At 62.7% G+C, this 19,489-nt stretch carries 17 protein-coding genes, 1 tRNA gene and 1 pseudogene; 9 read left to right on the top strand and 10 right to left on the bottom strand.

Annotated features, from left to right (window positions below):
* Position 1 precedes the first annotated feature (1 nt).
* The 6 genes and pseudogenes from RTP54_RS19090 to RTP54_RS19065 form a co-directional block, all read right to left on the bottom strand.
* Positions 2-871 (bottom strand): ABC transporter permease, encoded by an 870-nt coding sequence (locus RTP54_RS19090; protein ID WP_409517169.1) that lies wholly within the window; start codon positions 869-871, stop codon positions 2-4.
* Entirely contained in the window at positions 871-1,812 is a 942-nt protein-coding gene (locus RTP54_RS19085) for an ABC transporter permease (protein WP_162703212.1), read from the bottom strand. Before RTP54_RS19085 ends, RTP54_RS19090 begins: the two co-directional genes overlap by 1 nt.
* A 113-nt stretch (positions 1,813-1,925) precedes the next feature.
* Entirely contained in the window at positions 1,926-3,455 is a 1,530-nt protein-coding gene (locus tag RTP54_RS19080) for an ABC transporter substrate-binding protein (protein ID WP_312365087.1), read from the bottom strand.
* A 406-nt stretch (positions 3,456-3,861) separates the two neighbouring features.
* Positions 3,862-3,921 (bottom strand): annotated as a pseudogene (locus RTP54_RS19075) (BA14K family protein); the annotation flags it as partial.
* Between the two features lie 48 nt (positions 3,922-3,969).
* Positions 3,970-4,470 carry a GNAT family N-acetyltransferase gene (locus tag RTP54_RS19070; RefSeq protein WP_312365085.1) on the bottom strand — a complete coding sequence of 167 codons (501 nt, stop codon included), beginning with the start codon at positions 4,468-4,470 and terminating at the stop codon, positions 3,970-3,972.
* 92 nt (positions 4,471-4,562) lie between these two features.
* A tRNA-Arg gene (locus RTP54_RS19065) sits at positions 4,563-4,639 on the bottom strand.
* 263 nt (positions 4,640-4,902) lie between these two features.
* Between RTP54_RS19065 and RTP54_RS19060 the strand changes: the two genes are divergently transcribed.
* From RTP54_RS19060 to RTP54_RS19025, 8 genes are all read left to right on the top strand, one after another.
* Positions 4,903-5,799: an ROK family protein gene (locus RTP54_RS19060; protein WP_312365083.1), complete on the top strand. Its 897-nt coding sequence runs from the start codon at positions 4,903-4,905 to the stop codon at positions 5,797-5,799.
* 11 nt (positions 5,800-5,810) lie between these two features.
* Positions 5,811-6,305: a heme-degrading domain-containing protein gene (locus RTP54_RS19055; RefSeq protein WP_112805333.1), complete on the top strand. Its 495-nt coding sequence runs from the start codon at positions 5,811-5,813 to the stop codon at positions 6,303-6,305.
* Between the two features lie 4 nt (positions 6,306-6,309).
* On the top strand, positions 6,310-7,473 hold the full coding sequence (locus tag RTP54_RS19050) for an AGE family epimerase/isomerase (RefSeq protein WP_312365080.1): 1,164 nt from the start codon (positions 6,310-6,312) through the stop codon (positions 7,471-7,473).
* A 247-nt stretch (positions 7,474-7,720) separates the two neighbouring features.
* Positions 7,721-11,494 carry a methionine synthase gene (metH, locus tag RTP54_RS19045; protein WP_312365079.1) on the top strand — a complete coding sequence of 1,258 codons (3,774 nt, stop codon included), beginning with the start codon at positions 7,721-7,723 and terminating at the stop codon, positions 11,492-11,494.
* A 507-nt stretch (positions 11,495-12,001) separates the two neighbouring features.
* Positions 12,002-12,211 (top strand): cold-shock protein, encoded by a 210-nt coding sequence (locus RTP54_RS19040; RefSeq protein WP_112805328.1) that lies wholly within the window; start codon positions 12,002-12,004, stop codon positions 12,209-12,211.
* Positions 12,212-12,334: 123 nt separating this feature from the next.
* On the top strand, positions 12,335-12,619 hold the full coding sequence (locus RTP54_RS19035) for a cold-shock protein (RefSeq protein ID WP_112805326.1): 285 nt from the start codon (positions 12,335-12,337) through the stop codon (positions 12,617-12,619).
* A gap of 57 nt (positions 12,620-12,676) precedes the next feature.
* On the top strand, positions 12,677-12,913 hold the full coding sequence (gene rpsU, locus RTP54_RS19030) for a 30S ribosomal protein S21 (RefSeq protein ID WP_112805325.1): 237 nt from the start codon (positions 12,677-12,679) through the stop codon (positions 12,911-12,913).
* Between the two features lie 57 nt (positions 12,914-12,970).
* Positions 12,971-13,195: a hypothetical protein gene (locus RTP54_RS19025; protein WP_112805323.1), complete on the top strand. Its 225-nt coding sequence runs from the start codon at positions 12,971-12,973 to the stop codon at positions 13,193-13,195.
* Positions 13,196-13,417: 222 nt separating this feature from the next.
* Here RTP54_RS19025 and RTP54_RS19020 read toward each other — a convergent pair whose 3' ends face one another.
* The gene (locus tag RTP54_RS19020) at positions 13,418-14,443 is read right to left on the bottom strand and encodes a DUF1254 domain-containing protein (protein WP_312365075.1); all 1,026 of its coding nucleotides are present in this window, start codon (positions 14,441-14,443) and stop codon (positions 13,418-13,420) included.
* Positions 14,444-14,460: 17 nt separating this feature from the next.
* Positions 14,461-15,879: a DUF1254 domain-containing protein gene (locus tag RTP54_RS19015; RefSeq protein ID WP_312365073.1), complete on the bottom strand. Its 1,419-nt coding sequence runs from the start codon at positions 15,877-15,879 to the stop codon at positions 14,461-14,463.
* Positions 15,880-16,083: 204 nt separating this feature from the next.
* Here RTP54_RS19015 and RTP54_RS19010 point away from each other — a divergent pair, with 204 nt between their 5' ends.
* Positions 16,084-18,300: a tetratricopeptide repeat protein gene (locus RTP54_RS19010; protein WP_312365071.1), complete on the top strand. Its 2,217-nt coding sequence runs from the start codon at positions 16,084-16,086 to the stop codon at positions 18,298-18,300.
* A 22-nt stretch (positions 18,301-18,322) separates the two neighbouring features.
* On the opposite strand, the gene RTP54_RS19005 is transcribed toward RTP54_RS19010, so the two are convergent.
* Entirely contained in the window at positions 18,323-18,826 is a 504-nt protein-coding gene (locus tag RTP54_RS19005) for a YHS domain-containing (seleno)protein (protein ID WP_312365069.1), read from the bottom strand.
* Between the two features lie 41 nt (positions 18,827-18,867).
* A complete protein-coding gene (locus RTP54_RS19000; protein WP_112817790.1) occupies positions 18,868-19,458 on the bottom strand; it encodes an ankyrin repeat domain-containing protein in 591 nt (196 codons plus the stop codon).
* Positions 19,459-19,489: the final 31 nt, after the last annotated feature.

The following is a 19,489-nucleotide window of genomic DNA, read 5'->3' as shown; positions in this document are numbered from 1 at the left end:
ATCAAAGGTCCTTTCTGAGGCGGGGATCGAGCATGTCGCGCAATCCGTCGCCAACCATCTGCAGGGACAGGACCGAAAGCACGATGGCGATGCCGGGAAACAGCGTCACCCAATCGGCCTGTCCGATATATTGCCGGCCCGAGGCGATCATCGTGCCCCAGGTCGGGATTTCAGGGCTGACGCCGACGCCGAGGAAGGAAAGCCCGGCTTCGGCGAGCATCGCATGGGCAAACAGGAACGTGCCCTGCACCAGGATCGGCGAGAGCAGGTTGCGCAGCACATACCGCGTCATGATGTGCGGCGTCGAGATGCCGAGCGCGCGGGCCGCCTCGACATAGGGCAGCTCGCGGATGACAAGCGTGGAGGCGCGCACGACACGCGCCAGCCGTGGCGCGTAGACGACGCTGAGCGCGATGATGACGGTCGTCAGCGAGGGGCCGAGGGCGGCGACGAGCGCGATCGCCAGCAGGATGTCGGGAAAAGCCATCATCGCGTCGATCAGCCGGGCGATCGGCGCGTCGAGCTTTGGGAAGAAACCAGCCAGCAGCCCCATGACGACGCCGACGATCGTTGCGAGCGTGACGACGGCGGCACCGACCAAGAGCGACAGCCGGCCGGCATAGAGCGTGCGTGAAAACACGTCGCGGCCGAATTCATCCGTGCCGAACAGCCACTGCAGGCTTGGTGGCGACAGACGGTTGACGATCGACAGCTTGCCCGGCGCATAGGGCGCGATCAGCGGCGCGAACACCGCAAGCAGCACGAAGGTCACGAGAATGAACAGACCGAAGGCAACGGTCTTGCGCTTCAAGAGGCGGCGCAGGAACTTGGCGCGTTCGCTCATGACAGGGGTTGATACGGCGACGGTCATCAGTAGCGAACCCTTGGATCAACGAGGAGGTAGAGCATGTCGATCGCGAAATTGATCAGCACGTAGAGCGCGGCGATCACGAGGAGCGCGCCCTGGATCACCGGGTAATCGCGACGGAGCACAGCCGAGACCACGAGGTTGCCGACGCCTGGAAGGCCGAAGACGGTTTCGGTGACGACGGCGCCGGAGATCAGCACGGCGGCGGTGAGCCCGACGATCGTCAGGATCGGGATGAGGGCGTTCTTCAGGGCGTGTTTCATCACCACGCGACGTTCGCCCAGGCCCTTGGCGCGGGCGGTGCGGATGAAGTCGTCGCCGAGCACGTCGAGCATCGAGGCGCGGGTGAAGCGCAGGATCAGGGCCGAGGAGACGACCCCGAGCGCAATCGCCGGCAGGGCCAGATGATACATGCGCTCCATAAAGGAGGAGCCCGGTCCGCCGTAGCCCGATACCGGAAACCAGCCGAGGCGCACAGCCAGGAACTGAATGAGGATCAAGCCGAGCCAGAAGCTCGGGATGCTGGCGGCAAGCATGGCGAGCGTGGTGGCCGCCTGGTCGACGAAGGAGCCGCGCCTGTAGGCCGCATAGATGCCGATCGGCAGCGCAATGCCGCTGGCGATCAGGATCGAGAACAAGGTGAGGAAGAATGTCGGCTCGGCACGCTCGGCAAGCGCCGAGGTGACCGGCTGGTTGAGGAAGATCGACTGGCCGAGATCGCCCTTAAGCAACTGCCCGATGTAATAGACATATTGCAGCCCCAGCGACTGGTCGAGGCCGAGCTTGGTGCGCAGTTCGGCGATGTCTTGCTGGGTTGCCTCGGGTCCGAGCATGACGGCAGCGGGGTCGCCCGGCGTCACGCGCACGATGACAAAGACAATGGTGACGACAAGCGCCATGACCACGATCATGCCGAACAGGCGCTGGAGGATATAGCGTATCATGGATGCCTCGAACTTCTTCCGCACGGGCGCCGGACAGGTGGCGCCGGGCTATCCGGCGGGCAGCGATCCCTGAAAGGGATGCCGCCCGCCGAAGGCTTCAAGTGGGTGAAGACTTACTTCTTGATCGAAGCGTTCCAGAAGTAGGGCCACGGAGCCGGGGAGACGCCGTCAAGCGTCTTGGCCTTGGCCGACAGGGCGTTGAAATCGCCGATCTTGATGAACGGAACTTCCTCGTAGATCACCTTCTGCACGTCGGCCCACAGCTCGACGCGCTTGCCGGCATCCGATTCGGCGTTGAAGGCGTCGACGGCCTTGGCGCGGGCCGGGGTATCCCAGTTGCCCGGGGCCTTGGTCGACATCATGCCAATCAGTGCCGGTTCCGGCAGGAACGGGCTGTGGGTGATGTAGATATCCCAGAGCGTCGGGTCGGCACGGCGTTGGGTGAGCGTCGCCCAGTCCACCACCTGCATGTCGACGGTGAAGCCGGCGAGCTTGAGATATTCCGCCGCGACCTGCGCCATCTTGTAATGGAATTCGTACTGGCGGCTGGTCAGGATGCGCAGCGGCTCGCCCTTGTAGCCGGCGGCCTTCAACAGTTCGCCCGCCTTTTCCGGGTCGGCGACATTGTAGCCGCCTTCCGTGCCGGCTTCGGTGCGCCAGACATATTGCGCCGGGTAGAGGGCGGCATCGAGCGCGTAGAAGTCGGTGCTGCCGAAGGCGGCGGCCATCATGTCTTCCATGCTGAGCGCCGTGCGGATCGCCTTGCGCAGTTCCAGGTTCTTGGTCATGCCGTTGCCGGAGTTCAGAACGAAGACCGGCCAGCCGAAGGGTTGCAGCATGACGGGCTCGGAGGCCGAAGAGCCCTTCACCCGCTCGAAGGATTCCACCGGGATGGAATCGACGTAATCGTACTGGCCGGAGACGGCCGCCTCGACGCGGGTGTTCGGATCGGGAACCGGCACGAAGCGGATTTCGTCGGCATATTGATGGCGCGCGCCGCCGTAACCGTTGGCTTCACCTTCGGGGGAGACATAGCCATCGAAGCGGGTCAGCTGGATGTACTGGTCGGCCTTGCGCTCCTTGAGCTGGTAGGGGCCGGTGCCGACGAAATCGACCATCGGCTCGGCCTGCTTTTCGGACGGCAGCACGATTGCGGCGGAATTGTTGAAGGCGAGCAGCGAGACCAGCGGCGCGTAGGGCGTGTTGAGCGAGATCTTCACGGTGGTCGCGTCGACGGCCTCGATGCCGGCGATCGTCGTTGCCGTCTGCTTGCCGCGCGAAGCCGTCTTCGTCCAGCGCTCGAGTGAGGCGACGACATCGGTCGCGTCCATGTCGGTGCCGTCATGGAACTTGACGCCGGAGCGCAGCTTGATCGTGTAGGTTTTGCCGTCGGCGCTGATTTCCGGCATGGCCGCGGCCAGAAGCGGGGTCGGCTTCCAGTCCTTGTCGAAGGTGTAGAGCGTCTCGAACATGTGCTGCGAGACGATGCCGACGAGGTCGGCCGTCGAGGCCATCGGGTCGAGTGTCGGCGGCTCGCCGACCGTGGCGACGTTGATGACGCCGCCCTTCTCCTGCGCGAAGGCAAATGATGCGGAGGCGACGAGCGCCGTTCCCAGAAGCAATGCAATCCTTGTTGATTTCATTTTGTGTTCCTCTCTCTTTTTGTTATTGCATAATTATGTACTACGCTACTTTATATTGGAATGATAAGATCAGGCTTACCGAGATGTCAAGCGGCCGCCGCACGCCATGATGGAAATGGCAGCGGCCAGGGCACGACGGTTCGTAATGGGGGCTCGTAATCTGCAGCAATCGGTGAGGGACGCGATGGCTGCCGGGCACGCGAGTGCGGCGGTCATATGCACTCGGCCGATCGGGGTTCGAACGGACGCGAATTCGAGCTCAATTTCTGGATATTGTGTTTTCCGCCAATCGCTTGGGATTGGGGCCCGCCGCAGGTACGCGGCGGGATCTTCTAGCACAATGCTAGCGATTGGGGGCTAGCGATAGGGGCTAGCGATAGGGCGAGTAGCAGGCCCGGCGCGCACCTTAATAGGGCTGGAAGGTGTTGTCCCAAGCCCTGTACGAGCGGTATCGGCTTTGGCACCAGCGCGCGATCGAGATTGCAGCTCAGGCAACGTGAACCCGATGCACGGTCTACTCGCTGACCTCTTCACGCTTGCTGTCGAAGACCGAGAAGCCGGCGCGGCGATAGGTGTCCTGCGCCTTGGGATGATCCCATTCATCCGTGTGCAGCCACACGCGATCCGGCGCCCGATCCCATAGGGAACGCAACGCGCCGTCGAGGAAGTATGGTCCAAGCCTTCGACCCTGCATTTCGGGGATCAGTCCGAAATGGGTGAGCTCGATATCGGCGCTGTCGACACGATCGAATTCGCAAAGCCCGACCGCACGGCCGTCGACCCGCAGGACGTAGACTACAGTCGACGGGCTGCTCAAAAATGCATCGAGCGCCTCCTCCGGCATGCGCAACCGTTGATCCCAGCGCAAGGGTTCGCCGACGGCGCGATAAAGCGAGAGGAATGCCTCCACCTCCAGCCGCTCAACAGCAAACGATGCGGTCTCGACGGGCGCGGGCAACGGATCGCCGGTCGGTGGAGATTGCATGTCCATGTAGGTGACGAGGATCTGAACCATGATCTCCTGCATCGAAATCGGAGTGGGCGCTGCGCACCTGTGGCCGGCCCACTCTGCCTGGGCTTGCTGGATAAACTTGCCGGTAAGGAGAATGGTGATCCCGGCGCGATTCGAACGCGCGACCCCCAGATTAGGAATCTGGTGCTCTATCCTGCTGAGCTACGGGACCACTTGGATAGCACCCATACAAAAGCAAGGCCTGTTCGCCAAGTGTTTTTGCGGGTCGCTCTGGCGATTCTGGACGCAGCACATCGTGCTGGCCATCGGCGGGAGGTCGGATGTTGCATGCTCGACACGGCGCCGCCCTCTACCGAGGCGTGCCGAAATCGAGGGCTGGTGTTTTCTGTCTTTCGAATGCTAAGCAGTCATGAGCGCCGGCTTGAGGAGGCTGGCGCTCCCTCATTCGACCTTTACCCAGAGACCTGATCCAGCATGTTCATCGGAATTGATTGGGGCGGCACGAAAATGGAAGTCATCGCGCTCGATCGCGATGGCGAAACGCGCGCCCGCCACCGCGTCGCGACCCCGACCAGCGGCTACGACGACTGCATCCGGGCGGTTCTCGACCTTGTTGCCGCCGCCGAACAGACGGCAGGCGAAGAGGGCTCGATCGGCATCGGCATTCCCGGCAGCCCCAATCCGCGTACCGGCATCGTGCGCAACTCCAACGCTGTGCTGATCAACGGCAAGCCGCTCGGTCGCGACCTGGAGCAGGCGCTCGGCCGCAAGGTACGCCTTGCCAACGATGCCAATTGCCTGGCGGTGTCGGAAGCGGTGGATGGTGCCGGCAAGGACGCACAGACCGTGTTCGGCGTGATCGTCGGCACCGGTCATGGCGGGGGGCTGGCGATCGGCAAGAAGGTGCATGCCGGCTATCAGGGCGTTGCCGCCGAAATCGGCCACTATCCGCTGCCGTGGATGACGAAGGACGAATATCCGGGCCACAAATGCTGGTGCGGCAAACACGGCTGCCTCGACATGTATGCCTGTGGAACCGGCGTCGAACTCGACTACCGGCTGACGACGGGCGTCGAAAAGCGCGGGCGCGATATCATCGAGGCCAAGCGCGCCGGTGATCCGGTGGCGACTGGCGTCTACGATCGCTTCGTCGACCGGCTGGCGCGCAGCCTTGCGCTTCTGACCAACATCGTCGATCCGGATGTCTTCGTGCTCGGCGGGGGCATGTCGAATGTCGACGAGATCTACGAGGACGTGCCGCCGCTGGTGGTCGACTATCTCTTTGGCGACAGTTTCGAAACGCCTGTTCGCAAGGCGCTGCACGGGGATAGCTCCGGCGTGCGCGGTGCGGCCTGGCTCTGGAAGGATTGAGCGGAGGCTTCATGAATATCGACAAGGATCTCAAGCGTATCGCCCAGCAGGAGCGCGAACTGCAGTTCGACAGCTTCGACCTCGAGCGGGCGTGGCAGCTCGGTTCGATACTTCGGCGCATGGCGGCCGAACGCAAGCTCGGTGTCGTCATCGACATCACCCTGTTTTCGATGCAGGTCTTCTATGCCGCGCTCGATGGCGCGACGCCCGACAATCCGAACTGGGTGCGCCGCAAGCGCAATACCGTCTTCCGCCTGTTCAAGAGCAGCTATTCGACCGGCCTCGGGCTGTTGAAGCAGCAGACCAACCTGCAGGCAAAGCTCGGCCTTCCCGATGCCGAATATGCCGCCCATGGCGGTAGCTTCCCGATCGTGGTCAGGGGCACCGGCTGTGTCGGCGCAGTGACCGTCTCCGGCCTGCCGCAGCGCGAGGACCACAATCTGGTGGTCGAGGCGCTGGCCGAGTTGCTCGGCAAGACCCATGACGATCTGAAGCTCGAGGACTGAAGCATTGCCGCAGGACATTTTTTCGCAATCCGCCACCCTGTCGGCATGGCTTTCTGAAAAGGCCCTGCCGCTCTGGCGCGACAAAGGCGTCGATGCCTCGGGCGGCGGTTTCGTCGAGACCATCGATATGACCGGCGAGCCGACGCGCGCCAATCGCCGGGCGCGGGTGCAGCCGCGCCAGGTCTATTGTTTCGCCGAGGCCGGCCGGCGCGGCTGGGGCGGAGACTGGAAAAGTGCCGCCGAGGGCGGGCTTGCCTATTTCGACCGCGTCTTTCTTCAGCCGACTGGATTTTACGCAGCCCTTGCCGATGCAGACGGCACGGTGATCGATGCCTCCTTCGATCTTTACAATCAGGCTTTCGCGCTGCTTGCCTTCGCCTATCTGGCTGACGTCTTCCCGGAGCGCAAAGCCGAGATGATCGAGCGCAGCAATCGCCTGCGCCAGCGTCTCGAAGCCCATTGCAAACATCCGTTGATGGGATTCGAGGAGGACGATCCGTCGCGATTGCCGCTCTGCTCCAATCCGCACATGCATCTGTTCGAAGCGTGCCTGGCGAGCGAAGCGGTCGACGGTTTCGACCGGGTCGCATGGTCCAACCTTGCCGACGAGATCGCCCATCTGGCGATGGATCACTTCATCGACGGGGAGACCGGCGCGCTCCGGGAATTCTTCGATCACGACTGGGTGCCCTATCCGGGCGACAAGGGCCGCATCGTCGAGCCCGGCCATCTGTTCGAATGGGCCTGGCTGCTGCTGCGCTGGGCCGAACGGCGCGGCAATGCGGAAGCCATCATCAAGGCGCGGCGTCTGTTTCAGATCGGCGAGGCGCATGGCATCTGCGCCACCCGCAACGTCGCGGTCATGACGCTTCTCGACGATTTTTCGGTTGCCGACCCGATCGCGCGGCTATGGCCGCAGACGGAGTGGCTGAAGGCGTCGGTCCGGTTTGCCGCGCTTGCGAGCGGGGCGGAGCGCGAGCGCTATCTCGCTTCGGCGGCGCGGGCGGCTGCGGCACTCGGCCTTTTCCTGGAGACGCCGGTTGCCGGACTCTGGCGCGACAAGCAAAAGGTCGATGGCGCATTCGTCGACGAGCCGGCGCCGGCGAGCAGCTTTTACCATATCGTTTGCGCCATCTATGAAACCGAGGATTGCCTCGCCCGCCTCTGAGCGCTGGCCGCTATCTCATGTCGATGGCCCGTCGCACCTGCGGCGGGCCATTTTCGTTGTGCCCCTCGTTCAGTCGAAAGACGGAATCGCCTTTCGGTCGCTTTCCTGTGCACACTGAATCGGTGTGCAGGAGGAGCCGGTGGCGGCTCCATCGAGGCAAATTAAGTCCATTCATATGTTGACATAAAGATATCTTTATGTGATTGACTTGACTATTGTTTGTCGTTTTCAGAACGGGAGATTTCCCATGTCCGCCATCGACGCCCTTTTCGGCGACCTTTCCTCCAAGCCGGATGGCTCCGAAGTCATGCGGGCGCTGAAGCAGGCGGCCAGCGAGCGCATCCTGATCATGGACGGCGCCATGGGCACCGAAATCCAGCAGCTGGGTTTCGTCGAGGATCATTTCCGCGGCGATCGCTTTGGCGGATGCGCCTGTCACCAGCAGGGTAACAACGACCTCCTGACGCTGACGCAGCCGAAGGCGATCGAGGACATCCACTATGCCTACGCCATCGCCGGCGCCGATATCCTGGAAACGAACACGTTCTCCTCGACCAGCATAGCCCAGGCCGATTACGGCATGGAAGACATGGTCTACGACCTTAACCGCGACGGCGCACGGGTCGCGCGGCGTGCCGCCAAGCGCGCCGAAGCCCATGATGGCCGTCGCCGTTTCGTCGCAGGCGCTCTCGGCCCGACAAACCGGACCGCGTCGATTTCGCCCGACGTCAACAACCCGGGCTACCGCGCGGTCAGCTTCGACGATCTGCGTATCGCCTACGCCGAACAGATCCGCGGCCTGATCGATGGCGGCGCCGACATCATTCTCATCGAGACCATTTTCGACACGCTGAATGCCAAGGCTGCTATCTTCGCCACCAAGGAAGTGTTTGCCGAGAAGGGCATCGAACTGCCGGTGATGATCTCCGGCACGATCACCGATCTTTCCGGTCGCACGCTCTCCGGCCAGACGCCGACGGCGTTCTGGTATTCGGTGCGTCACGCCGAGCCCTTTACCATCGGTCTCAACTGCGCGCTCGGCGCCAACGCCATGCGCGCGCATATCGACGAGCTTGCCGGTGTCGCCGACACCCTGATCTGCGCCTATCCGAACGCCGGCCTGCCGAACGAGTTCGGGCAGTATGACGAGACGCCGGAGCAGATGGCGGCCCAGGTCGAAGCCTTTGCCCGCGACGGTCTCTTGAACATTGTCGGCGGCTGCTGCGGCTCGACGCCCGCCCATATCAGCGCGATCGCCAAGGCGGTTGCCAAGCATCCGCCGCGCCGCGCTCCCCATGTCGCGCCGCTGATGCGGCTTTCGGGCCTCGAGCCCTTCACGCTCACTGCCGACATTCCTTTCGTCAATGTCGGCGAGCGCACCAACGTCACCGGCTCGGCCAAGTTCCGCAAGCTGATCACCGCCGGCGACTATTCGGCAGCGCTCGATGTCGCGCGCGACCAGGTCGCCAATGGCGCCCAGATCATCGACATCAACATGGACGAGGGCCTGATCGATTCGAAGCAGGCGATGATCGAGTTCCTCAACCTCATCGCCTCCGAGCCGGATATCGCCCGCGTGCCTGTGATGATCGACTCCTCGAAATGGGAGGTCATCGAGGCCGGCCTGAAATGCGTGCAGGGCAAGCCGCTGGTCAATTCGATCTCGATGAAGGAAGGCGAGGCGGCGTTCCTGCATCACGCCCGGCTTTGCCGCGCCTATGGTGCTGCCGTCGTCATCATGGCCTTCGACGAAGTCGGCCAGGCCGATACCAAGGCGCGCAAGGTCGAGATCTGCACCCGCGCCTACAAGCTCCTGACTGAAGAAGCGGGCTTCCCGCCGGAAGACATCATCTTCGATCCGAACATCTTTGCGGTCGCGACCGGGATCGAGGAGCACAACAACTACGGCGTCGACTTCATCGAGGCGACGCGCGAGATCATCGCGACCCTGCCGCACGTGCATATTTCCGGCGGCGTCTCCAACCTGTCGTTCTCCTTCCGCGGCAACGAGCCGGTGCGCGAGGCGATGCACGCGGTGTTCCTCTACCACGCCATCCAGGCGGGCATGGACATGGGCATCGTCAATGCCGGCCAGCTCGCCGTCTACGATGCTATCGATGCGGAGCTGCGCGAGGCCTGCGAGGACGTGGTGTTGAACCGCCGCACCGATTCGACCGAGCGCATGCTTGAGATCGCCGAGCGCTATCGCGGCCAGGGCGGTGCCCAGGCCAAGGAGAAGGATCTCTCCTGGCGCGAGTGGTCGGTGGAAAAGCGGTTGGAACACGCGCTGGTCAACGGCATCACCGAATATATCGAGGCCGACACCGAAGAAGCCAGGCTTGTGAGCGCGCGGCCGCTGCATGTGATCGAAGGCCCGCTGATGGCCGGCATGAATGTCGTCGGCGACCTCTTCGGCTCCGGCAAGATGTTCCTGCCGCAGGTGGTGAAGTCCGCGCGCGTGATGAAGCAGGCGGTTGCCGTGCTGCTGCCGCATATGGAGGCTGAACGGCTGGCCGCCGGCGGCGAAGGCGAACGCCAGAGCGCCGGCAAGATCCTGATGGCGACGGTCAAGGGCGATGTGCACGACATCGGCAAGAACATCGTCGGCGTCGTGCTGGCCTGCAACAATTACGAGATCATCGACCTTGGCGTCATGGTGCCGTCGGCCAAGATCCTCCAGGTGGCCAAGGAGCAGAATGTCGATATCATCGGCCTGTCTGGCCTGATCACGCCGTCGCTCGACGAGATGGTGCATGTCGCCTCCGAACTCGAGCGCGAAGGGTTCGACATTCCTCTCCTGATCGGTGGTGCGACGACCAGCCGGGTGCATACGGCGGTCAAGATCAATCCGCGCTACGACCGCGGCCAGACGGTCTATGTTACCGATGCGAGCCGCGCGGTCGGCGTCGTCTCCAGCCTGTTGTCGCCGGAGGCGAAGGGGTCCTACGTCGAGACGATCCAGGCGGAGTACCGAAAGGTTGCCGACGCCCATGCGCGAAACGAGGCGGAGAAGCGTCGCCTGCCGCTATCGCAGGCGCGCGCCAATGCGCACAAGGTCGATTGGAGCGGTTATCAGGCGAAGGCGCCGTCCTTCCTCGGGACCCGGGTTTTCGAGGGGTGGGCGCTGGACGAGCTGGCGCGCTACATCGACTGGACGCCGTTCTTCCAGACCTGGGAGCTGAAGGGCGTCTATCCGAAGATCCTCGACGACGAGAAGCAGGGCGAGGCCGCCCGCCAGTTGTTCGACGATGCCCAGGCGATGCTTGCCAAGATCATCGAGGAAAAATGGTTCGCGCCGAAGGCGGTCGTCGGCTTCTGGCCGGCCGGAACGGTCGGTGACGACATCCGCCTGTTTGCCGACGAGACACGCGACGCCGAACTCGCCACCTTCTTCACGCTGCGCCAGCAACTGAGCAAACGTGACGGCCGGCCGAACGTGGCGCTGTCGGATTTCGTCGCACCCGCCGACAGCGGAAGCCGAGACTATCTCGGCGGCTTCGTCGTCACGGCCGGCATCGAAGAAGTGGCGATCGCGGAGCGTTTCGAGCGCGCCAACGACGACTATTCGTCGATCATGGTCAAGGCGCTCGCAGACCGCTTTGCCGAGGCCTTTGCAGAACGCATGCATGAATATGTGCGCAAGGAACTCTGGGGCTATGCCGCCGATGAGGCGTTTTCGCCGCAGGATCTGGTCGGCGAACCCTATGCCGGCATTCGCCCGGCGCCGGGCTATCCGGCACAGCCCGACCATACCGAAAAGGCCACCCTGTTCCGGTTGCTCGACGCGGAAAAGACGATCGGGGTGACCTTGACCGAGAGCTATGCCATGTGGCCGGGCTCTTCGGTTTCCGGCCTCTATATCGGCCATCCCGAGGCCTATTACTTCGGTGTCGCCAAGGTCGAGCGCGACCAGGTCGAGGATTATGCGGCGCGAAAGCGCATGCCGGTGCGCGAGGTCGAGCGCTGGCTGTCGCCGATCCTCAACTATGTGCCGATGCCCGAAGCAGAGGCTGCCGAGTAGTTTTCGCGAATCCAGCAACAGAGCTGGCGGGTCATCAAGCCCGCCAGTCTTGCCGTGAAACGATCCGGCCCGAAAGGCTGATCGCCCCCGATGACATTTTAAGCAAAGCCAGGATGAAGCTGCGCCTGGCGACCGCGGACGCCGCTATTGGCCATTCCAGGCGACATTATGCTTCGCCGAGCAGAGCTACTTCTCCACAGTCGCGTTTTATAGTCGAATGAGCCACTATACTTCTTGAGTCATTCAGAAATAACAGGATGGAAAATCCCGGCGGAATTCAACTGAAACGACGATCATTGAACGTTGTTTTCGCGATGCGCTGTCGCATTTGTGGCGGTTTCACAAATGAAACATTGAAAATCCCAAAAAAAGAATTATATGGGTGCAATCGAATATTGCTTGCGACCTTTGTCAAAGCGCTGAAAAGCGTAGTCAGATTTCCTCTCAACATCGACACGGCCCGGCGAATACCCGGCGGGCGAAATCAACGATTGAAAGGAGATCGTTATGAATTCAGGCACAGTCAAGTGGTTCAATGGCACCAAGGGTTTTGGTTTCATCGAGCCCGATGATGGCACGACGGATGTTTTCGTTCATGTTTCCGCTGTAGAGCGTGCAGGCATGGGCTCGCTGGCCGAAGGCCAGAAGGTTACCTACGAAATCGTCCGCGACCGCAAGACCGGCAAGAACTCTGCCGACAACCTGCGGGCTGCTTAATTCGTCGTCTGCCTCCCCCGACCACGGATGTACTGGCTGGGGACGTTTGATCGACGGGAAGAGGTCGGGTGAAGCCCGGCCTTTTTGCGTCCGGACCCTGCACCGCCGGGGAAGGAAACCATCATGACCCGCAGAATTTGTGCCGTTGGCGACACGGTGACCGTAAGGGCCGATTTCACCAAGCTGGCACCGGCCGTCAGGACATGCCGGATTATCGGTGTTCTGCCTGCCGACCACGGCGAAACACAATATCGCGTCCGTTTCGACGGCGAGAACTTCGAACGTCGCATCGTTGCAAGCGACGTCGAGACCACTGAGGCGGCCTCTCCGATCGAAGAGGGACCGTCGCGTAGAATTGCCACGGGTGAGCCCTGGCTGAAACCGTCGCGCATCCGGATCGGAAGATAGCTGCTGCTACCTCCGGTCCATCGATATGCGACCTCCAACCAAAGGGAAGGATACATCTTGCAGGTACTCGTCAGAGACAACAACGTCGACCAGGCACTCCGCATCCTCAAGAAGAAGATGCAGCGCGAAGGGCTGTTTCGCGAATTCAAGGCGCGCAGCGCCTATGAAAAGCCGTCGGAAAAGCGCGTTCGCGAAAAGGCTGAAGCCGTTCGCCGCCAGCGTAAGCTGACGCGCAAGAAGCTGCAGCGCGAAGGCCTGCTGCCGGCACCGAAGAAGGCTGTCCGCACCCGCTAAATCCGAGGTACCGATGCCGATTGCGGCATCGGTCCACGCCCCAGCGAGGAGGCGCGCATGACGTCGACGAAGAAAGATCTTTTCAAGCCGGAACGCGTTTCGGCGGCCGACAAGGCTGCAGCCACCGACCAGACCGCCCGCGGCATCGTCGCGGCGGAAAAATTGGCGCGTGAGAAAAAGACCGAAAAACTCAAAGCCCAAAGACTGCTGCAGGAGGCCGACGCCGAGCCGGTGGCTCCGGCGCCCAAGCGCCAGGTGGCGCGCAAAGGCAAGACCGCCTGACCTTCAGCGCTCCCGGTCCGCCGATGGGCGGGACCGCTCTCTCTCTCCTGCTATCACACATTTCGATGGAAAGCCGATTGCGGCATTCACCGGACGTGCACGGCACCTGCGACAAAGAAGACGGTCGTGCGTTTGGCCGTGGTTCGCCCTCGGCGCCCGTTCCATCGCCCGCCGCCTATCCCGTTCGATCGTCCGCAAACCGCTCCTGGATGGCAAAGCCGGCTAGTTGACCGGGCTCGGCTCGGGAAAGTGCCACTTCCCATCGAGTATTTCCTGGCGCGGACGATAGAGCCGCACCGTGTAGTTCCAGCCTTTCGTGACCGGAAGGCAATTTTCGATCTTGCCGTCGCAGCCACCGAACTGGATGGTGATCGCGCCATCCGGGCCCTTTTTCGCGGTGATGTCGTTGAGTGCGTAAGCACCGAACTGGTTCTTCTCGTAGTAGCCCGAGGCGTTGTAGACGCTGACCGACCAGAAGGCATCGACCGGCACATCCTTGACTTCGAGCTTGTAAACCGTCGTGCCGTCATTCTTGGCGGGAGTGACGTTGAGATAGGTCGCATCCTTGTCCGGATTCCCACCCCAACCGGTCGCGGTGCCGATCAGGTGGCGCACGGGATCGACATCAGCCTTCGTCCCGAAGGCTCTCTTGAAGTCGGGTGTGGTGGCGCCGAGCGCCAGCAGGGCTTCGCGAACCTTCTTCTGGCTCGCCGGGTCCCAGGCGGGTACCTCGAATGCTCCCACGCTCTTCTGGCTGACCTTGATCGCGTCCTGAAGGGCATGGACTGCGTCGACGTCCTTGGGATCGGCTGGGTCCACCAGCGTCCGGACCCCAACCACGGCGTAGCGGGTGCCGACACTCTCTCGGGTCAGCGTATGCTCACCGGCATCGTAGGTGACCTGAGGCACATAGTGGTCCTCATTGACCACCTGCATCGACATGAACCGCTTGCCGGCGTCCGGCATCGTCACCGTGACCGGCCCTGCGTCGAGGTCGAAGATCGCGGACGAATAAAGCGTGTCGCGGTTGAGGCGGATGACCGTCTGGTTGTCGATCGACGCGGGTTCGCGGCGATGCACGAACTTGCCCAGCGCGCCATCCTTGACCATCGACGCCATATACATGTCGCTCTCGGCGCGGACGAAATTGTCGACGTCGACTGTGACGGTATCGGCGGCTGAAGCCTGCAGAGGGGGGATCGCGGCGAGCGCGGCGGTCAAAGCGAAAATGATGCGGGGTAGGGTCATGTGGGCGTCCTCAGCGTTCAATTGACCTGTTGCAGCGGCGGGGCTTTCCATTGGCCGTCGAGCGCTTCCGGCTTCGGCCAGTAGAGGCGCATCGCCATGAAAAACGGGCCGGCGGGGGCCGGCAACCAGTTGGCCTGCCTGTCGGGGCCGGGGTCCTCGTTCTGGATGTAGAGCGTCAGACCGCCATCGGCGTCCTTCTTCAGGCTCGGCAGCATCGGCGAGTTGATCAGGTAGCGGTTGAGCGGATTGGCGTGGAGCAGGCTCGACGGCAGCTCGTAGAGGGTGAGCGACCAGAAGGCGTTGGCGGGCGGCAGTTGCCTGGGTTCGAAATGCAGCGCGTACCTGGCTGCGCCGGACAGCGGCTTTTGCTGGTCATCGGTGAAATAGGCGGGGTAGAGGGCTTCGTCCTTCGAGTTGCCGTAGATACCGAGTGCAGCGCCCGACATGCGCCGCATGTAGTCGTTCTTCAGGAATTCGCGCGTGCCGAATGCGTCGGCGCTCGACGCCTTGCCGGTGTCGATCATCGTCTCCTTGTGTTGCTTGAACGCAGCCCACGCATCCGCCATGCCGTCGGTGATTGCCTTTTGAACATCCGGTGGGAAAGCCTCGAAGTCAAACGTCTTGCCGGCGCCGACGTTCAGATCGGCAAAACGCTGCATGAGCGCCGTCTCGGACGGGTGCGTCGGGCAGAACTGCAGGATGAAGTTGAGCACCTTGAAGAAATCCGGTGAGGTCTTCTCGTCTGGGGCACTCAAGGGGGCGATGAAATCGACGGCGGGGGCGGGGGCCGGTGCCGGCTGACCGAGAAACGTCGACAGAGGCTCGACCTTGTAGCCGGCCTGGATCGTCTTCACGTTTTCGATGTCGCCGGGATTGAAGAGCTGGGTGCGGTAAAGCACGAATGCGAACTCGGTCTCCGAGCGGATGACCGCTTTCACGCCTGAAGGCGTCTCGCCCTTCCAGTTCGGACCCGCCAGCAGGTAGCTGCCGGCTTCGTTACCGGTGGCGCGGCTGCCGACATAGGCGAAGTTGAAGGTATAGAGATCGATGAACTGCAGCGAATAGTACCGGTCCTTGTCGATTGCCGGCACGGTGAAGACCAGCGGCTCGGCCCGCAGATCAGCGCCGACATAGGAGTAGGGCGTATCGGAATTCGGCGTTTGGATCGCCTTGTCTTCCGGTGTGTAGACCCGCGCATTGTTGACGAGCGTGTTCCAGGGTGCCTTGAATTCGGGGCCGCCGGCATCGACGAAGTAGGAGTGCTGGATGCGGTAGTTGTCGACCATGGGGAAGCCGTAGATCGTCGCATCCCTCGCGATCGCCCGCGCCTCGTCGGGTGTGAGCACCGCATCGGCGGCAACGGCCCGCAGCGCCGCGAGCGACGGAAGCGTTGCCGCAAACGCGCCGCAGATCAGAAGGGTCCGTCGTGCGAGCATTCGAAATCCTCCGGGTGGACGCGTGCGCCGCAGGTGGCCAGGGCCACGCGCATGAGCGTGCCGATCAACAATGGTCCGATGGTGGGCGACGGCCGGGAAATCGCAAGTACGTAACAGTTACTACGGCGCTTCGATGCGATGGCGGTGCCTGGCGACCTGCGGTAACATTGCCGTTGGAATACATCGCACGTGAAGAGACCGTCGATGGAGCGCCGCCTTGCAGCCATCCTGATCGCCGACGTCGCCGGATACAGCCGCTTGAGCCGGCTCGACGAGGAGGGAACGCGCGACCGATTCCAGAGCGACCTGCAGGGTATTCTCACGCCGAAATTTTCCGAACACCACGGCCGCCTCGTTAAGACGATGGGTGACGGGCTGCTGGTCGAGTTTCGCAGCGTCGTCGATGCGCTTCGCTGCGCGGTCGAGATCCAGCAGCGAAAGGCCGAACAGGCCGACGAGGTCGCGGATGACCGCCGCCTCGCCTTCCGCATCGGCATCAATCTCGGTGATATCATCGTCGAAGGCGACGACATTCACGGCGACGGCGTCAATACCGCCGACCGGGTGCAGGCGCTGGCCGAGCCGGGGGGCATCGCGATTTCCGGCACCGCTTATGATCAGGTGCGGTCGAAGCTCGGCGTCGGTTTCGCCTCGCTCGGCGAGCAACTGGTCAAGGGCATCACCGAGCCGATCCGCGTCTACCGCGTGCTTCTCGACCCGGATGACGCGGGCAAGACCATCGTCAAGGACCCGAGACGGCGCGGCAGGCGGACGTGGGCGATCGTTGCCGGTGTCGCCGCGCTCGTCCTCGCACTTGCGGTGGCCTGGTGGCAGCCCTGGACGCTCATCCTGAAGGAGGCACAGACCGAGCGCTTTGCCTATCCCTTGCCCGACCAGCCATCCGTCGCCGTGCTGCCGTTCATCAATGTCAGTGGCGACAGGGATCACGATCATCTGGCCGAAGGGCTGACCGACGACCTGATCACCGAGCTTTCAAAGGTGTCGGGGCTATTCGTGATCGCGCGACATTCGGTATTTGCGATCAAGGACAACGCCGCAAAAATCCAGGACGTGGCGGCGGAACTGGGGGTTCACTACATTCTGGAAGGCACCCTGCAGCGGGCCGACCAGCGGCTACGCATCAACGTCAAGCTGATCGATGCGATGAGCGGGCTGTCGCTCTGGGCCGAGCGTTACGACCGGCAATATGTCGATCTCTTTGCCGTGCAGGACGATGTCATCGGCAAGATTATCGCGGCGCTGGAGGTCAAACTCAGCGAAGGCGAGCGCGATCAGCTGGCCCGGATCCCGACCGACAATCTCGAGGCCTACGATTATTACATGCGGGCCGAGCAGCAGGGGTTGATCTACAGCGATGTCGACACCTATCGCCAGACGCTGGCCTTCTATCAGAAGGCGATCGACCTCGACCCGCGCTTTGCCGACGCCCATGCCGGCATCGCGCGCGTCGCTGTCGACGTCTGGCGCAATGACTACAACTCTCTCTGGTCGGCGGCGGTCGCGCGCAAGATCGCCTATGATGCTGCCGGCCAGGCGCTGAAGCTCGATGCCAACAATGCGCGCGCCCACACGGTTCTGGCACTGCTGCAACTCGTCGACGGCCGCGATACGGAGGCGCGACAATCGGCAGCGCGGGCGGTCGCAGCACAACCGAGCGATCCGGAGGCCTATGCCAACCAGGCGCTGATCCTGGCGCAGACGGGGGAACACGAACAGGCGATCGCCGATCTGGAGCGGGCGCTCCGGCTCGACCCGTCGCCGTCCCCAAGCTTGCGGCTGCTCGCCGGCATTGTCTATTACACGGCGCGCGACAACGACCGGGCAATCCCGCTGATCGCGGTTGCCGGCGAGGCCCTGCCGAATGCCGAGGCGGCACGGGAATATCTGGCCGCCGCCTATGCCCAGCGCGGCGACCGGGCCCGCGCGGTGGCCGAAGGGGAGAAGCTGCTAAAACTCTTTCCCGACACCAACCTCACCTATTACAGCTATCTCTACGACTACTGGCGCGAGGAGGACCTGAACCGCCACCTCTACGGCCTGCGTACCGCCGGTATCCCGGAGTGGCCCTTCGGCTTCGTGGGGGCTGCAGCAGACCGGCTCGGACCTGCGGAACTCGGGGCGCTCACCAGCGACAAGACCTGGAGCGGGCAGCACAAGAACGGCACGACGTTCATGCAGTTCTTCGACAAGGCCGGCAACACAGCCTATCGCAGCGCCAACACCAACATCACCGGCCGCATCGAGGTGAAGGGCAACCAGCTTTGCGAGAAGTTCGATGGTTATTTTCTCGATCGCATGGTGTGCGGCTATGTCTACCGTAACACCGCCAAGGGCGAGCGCGGCGCCGACTTCATCCATGTGACGCCGCAGGCTCTGAAATTCTTCTCGATCAAGGCGTGACGGCAGTCGGAATGGAAACGCGTCAGCGCGCCTTCTGCCAGGTGGTGCCGAGCTTTTCCGAAACGAGCGTGTTTTCCACTTCCGACCAGTGCTTCCTGGAATCGACCAGCTTGTTCGGGTTCTTCTCGAAGCCTTCCGCCGCACCCGGATCATAGCTCAGGAACAGCTTGCCATCGATGATCCGCCAGGCCTGCGGATCGATGTTGGTTGTGACCGTTCCGAACGAAACGCCATCGGCGCAGTAACCGCCATATTGCGGGGCATAGCGGGTGGGTTCGCGGATGAACAGTTCGCGGTTTTCGGCGCTGGCAAACTGCCAGTTCGCCCCGAGCCAATGGTAGGTATATTGGGGCGAGCCCTGCAGCGCCTTGCTTTCGGTGAAATAGGCCACCGGGTCATAGCCCTTGATGGCGACATCGCCGAAATAGCCGGTGTTAACGAGATCGTCCGTCAGCGCCGGCGCGGACAATGCGAGAAACGCTGCGGTCGTAAGACCGGCGGCGCAGGCATATCGATGGTAAGACATTCCATTTCTCCGATTTCCGGATGCGGCTGGCGCGCGAGGCGTCACTTCCGCTTGGTGCATTCGGTATAGAGCCAGTCGCCGACGAGATCGGCCTTCTGGCAGGTGGCGCCGGCTTTCAACAACAGTTCGGCGGCGTCCCAGTGCGAGCGCCAGCCGGCCTGCGTCAGCGGCGTGTAGCCGTTGCGTTCCTTCGCCTCCACCTCGGCCTTCTGCGCAAGCAGCACAGCCACGACGTCGGCATGGCCCTCTTCGGCGGCCGCATGCAGAGGTGACATATGGTAGAAGTTCCTGGTGTCGTTGACGTCGGCGCCCTTGGCGACGAGCAGCTTGACGGTGTCGACCTTGCCGCCATAGGCGGCCGCATGCAGGGCGGTGAGCCCGCCCTTGTTGCGGATCTCGATGTCGCAGCCGCGCTCAAGCAGAAGCGTGACCACATCGGGCCGCCCAGCCAGCGACGCGATCAGCAATGCCGGTTCGCCGGCCGCATCCGGCTCGGCGATGTCTGTTCCCTGATCCAGCAACTGCGCGACGCGTTTGATGTCGCCGTCTCTTGCCGCGTCATGCAAGGGGCCCGCCCATGCCGCCGAGGCGAAAAACACCAGCCCGGCGGCCGCAGCACAAACATACCTCATCGCTCAACCTCCGCCCCAGCTTCGGTTTTGC

The organism is Ensifer sp., assembly GCF_031989085.1.
GTDB lineage: Bacteria > Pseudomonadota > Alphaproteobacteria > Rhizobiales > Rhizobiaceae > Ensifer.
The sequence above is the reverse complement of the archived record's forward strand: the minus strand, read 5'-3'. Positions and strand labels throughout refer to the sequence as shown.

What these genes read in the sequence shown, in the direction of transcription:
- RTP54_RS19090 (WP_409517169.1), bottom strand. Translation starts at nt 871, where the DNA reads ATGACCGTCGCCGTATCAACCCCTGTCATGAGCGAACGCGCCAAGTTC.
- RTP54_RS19085 (WP_162703212.1), bottom strand. Translation starts at nt 1,812, where the DNA reads ATGATACGCTATATCCTCCAGCGCCTGTTCGGCATGATCGTGGTCATG.
- RTP54_RS19080 (WP_312365087.1), bottom strand. Translation starts at nt 3,455, where the DNA reads ATGAAATCAACAAGGATTGCATTGCTTCTGGGAACGGCGCTCGTCGCC.
- RTP54_RS19070 (WP_312365085.1), bottom strand. Translation starts at nt 4,470, where the DNA reads ATGGTTCAGATCCTCGTCACCTACATGGACATGCAATCTCCACCGACC.
- RTP54_RS19060 (WP_312365083.1), top strand. Translation starts at nt 4,903, where the DNA reads ATGTTCATCGGAATTGATTGGGGCGGCACGAAAATGGAAGTCATCGCG.
- RTP54_RS19055 (WP_112805333.1), top strand. Translation starts at nt 5,811, where the DNA reads ATGAATATCGACAAGGATCTCAAGCGTATCGCCCAGCAGGAGCGCGAA.
- metH (WP_312365079.1), top strand. Translation starts at nt 7,721, where the DNA reads ATGTCCGCCATCGACGCCCTTTTCGGCGACCTTTCCTCCAAGCCGGAT.
- RTP54_RS19040 (WP_112805328.1), top strand. Translation starts at nt 12,002, where the DNA reads ATGAATTCAGGCACAGTCAAGTGGTTCAATGGCACCAAGGGTTTTGGT.
- RTP54_RS19035 (WP_112805326.1), top strand. Translation starts at nt 12,335, where the DNA reads ATGACCCGCAGAATTTGTGCCGTTGGCGACACGGTGACCGTAAGGGCC.
- RTP54_RS19025 (WP_112805323.1), top strand. Translation starts at nt 12,971, where the DNA reads ATGACGTCGACGAAGAAAGATCTTTTCAAGCCGGAACGCGTTTCGGCG.
- RTP54_RS19020 (WP_312365075.1), bottom strand. Translation starts at nt 14,443, where the DNA reads ATGACCCTACCCCGCATCATTTTCGCTTTGACCGCCGCGCTCGCCGCG.
- RTP54_RS19015 (WP_312365073.1), bottom strand. Translation starts at nt 15,879, where the DNA reads ATGCTCGCACGACGGACCCTTCTGATCTGCGGCGCGTTTGCGGCAACG.
- RTP54_RS19010 (WP_312365071.1), top strand. Translation starts at nt 16,084, where the DNA reads ATGGAGCGCCGCCTTGCAGCCATCCTGATCGCCGACGTCGCCGGATAC.
- RTP54_RS19005 (WP_312365069.1), bottom strand. Translation starts at nt 18,826, where the DNA reads ATGTCTTACCATCGATATGCCTGCGCCGCCGGTCTTACGACCGCAGCG.
- RTP54_RS19000 (WP_112817790.1), bottom strand. Translation starts at nt 19,458, where the DNA reads ATGAGGTATGTTTGTGCTGCGGCCGCCGGGCTGGTGTTTTTCGCCTCG.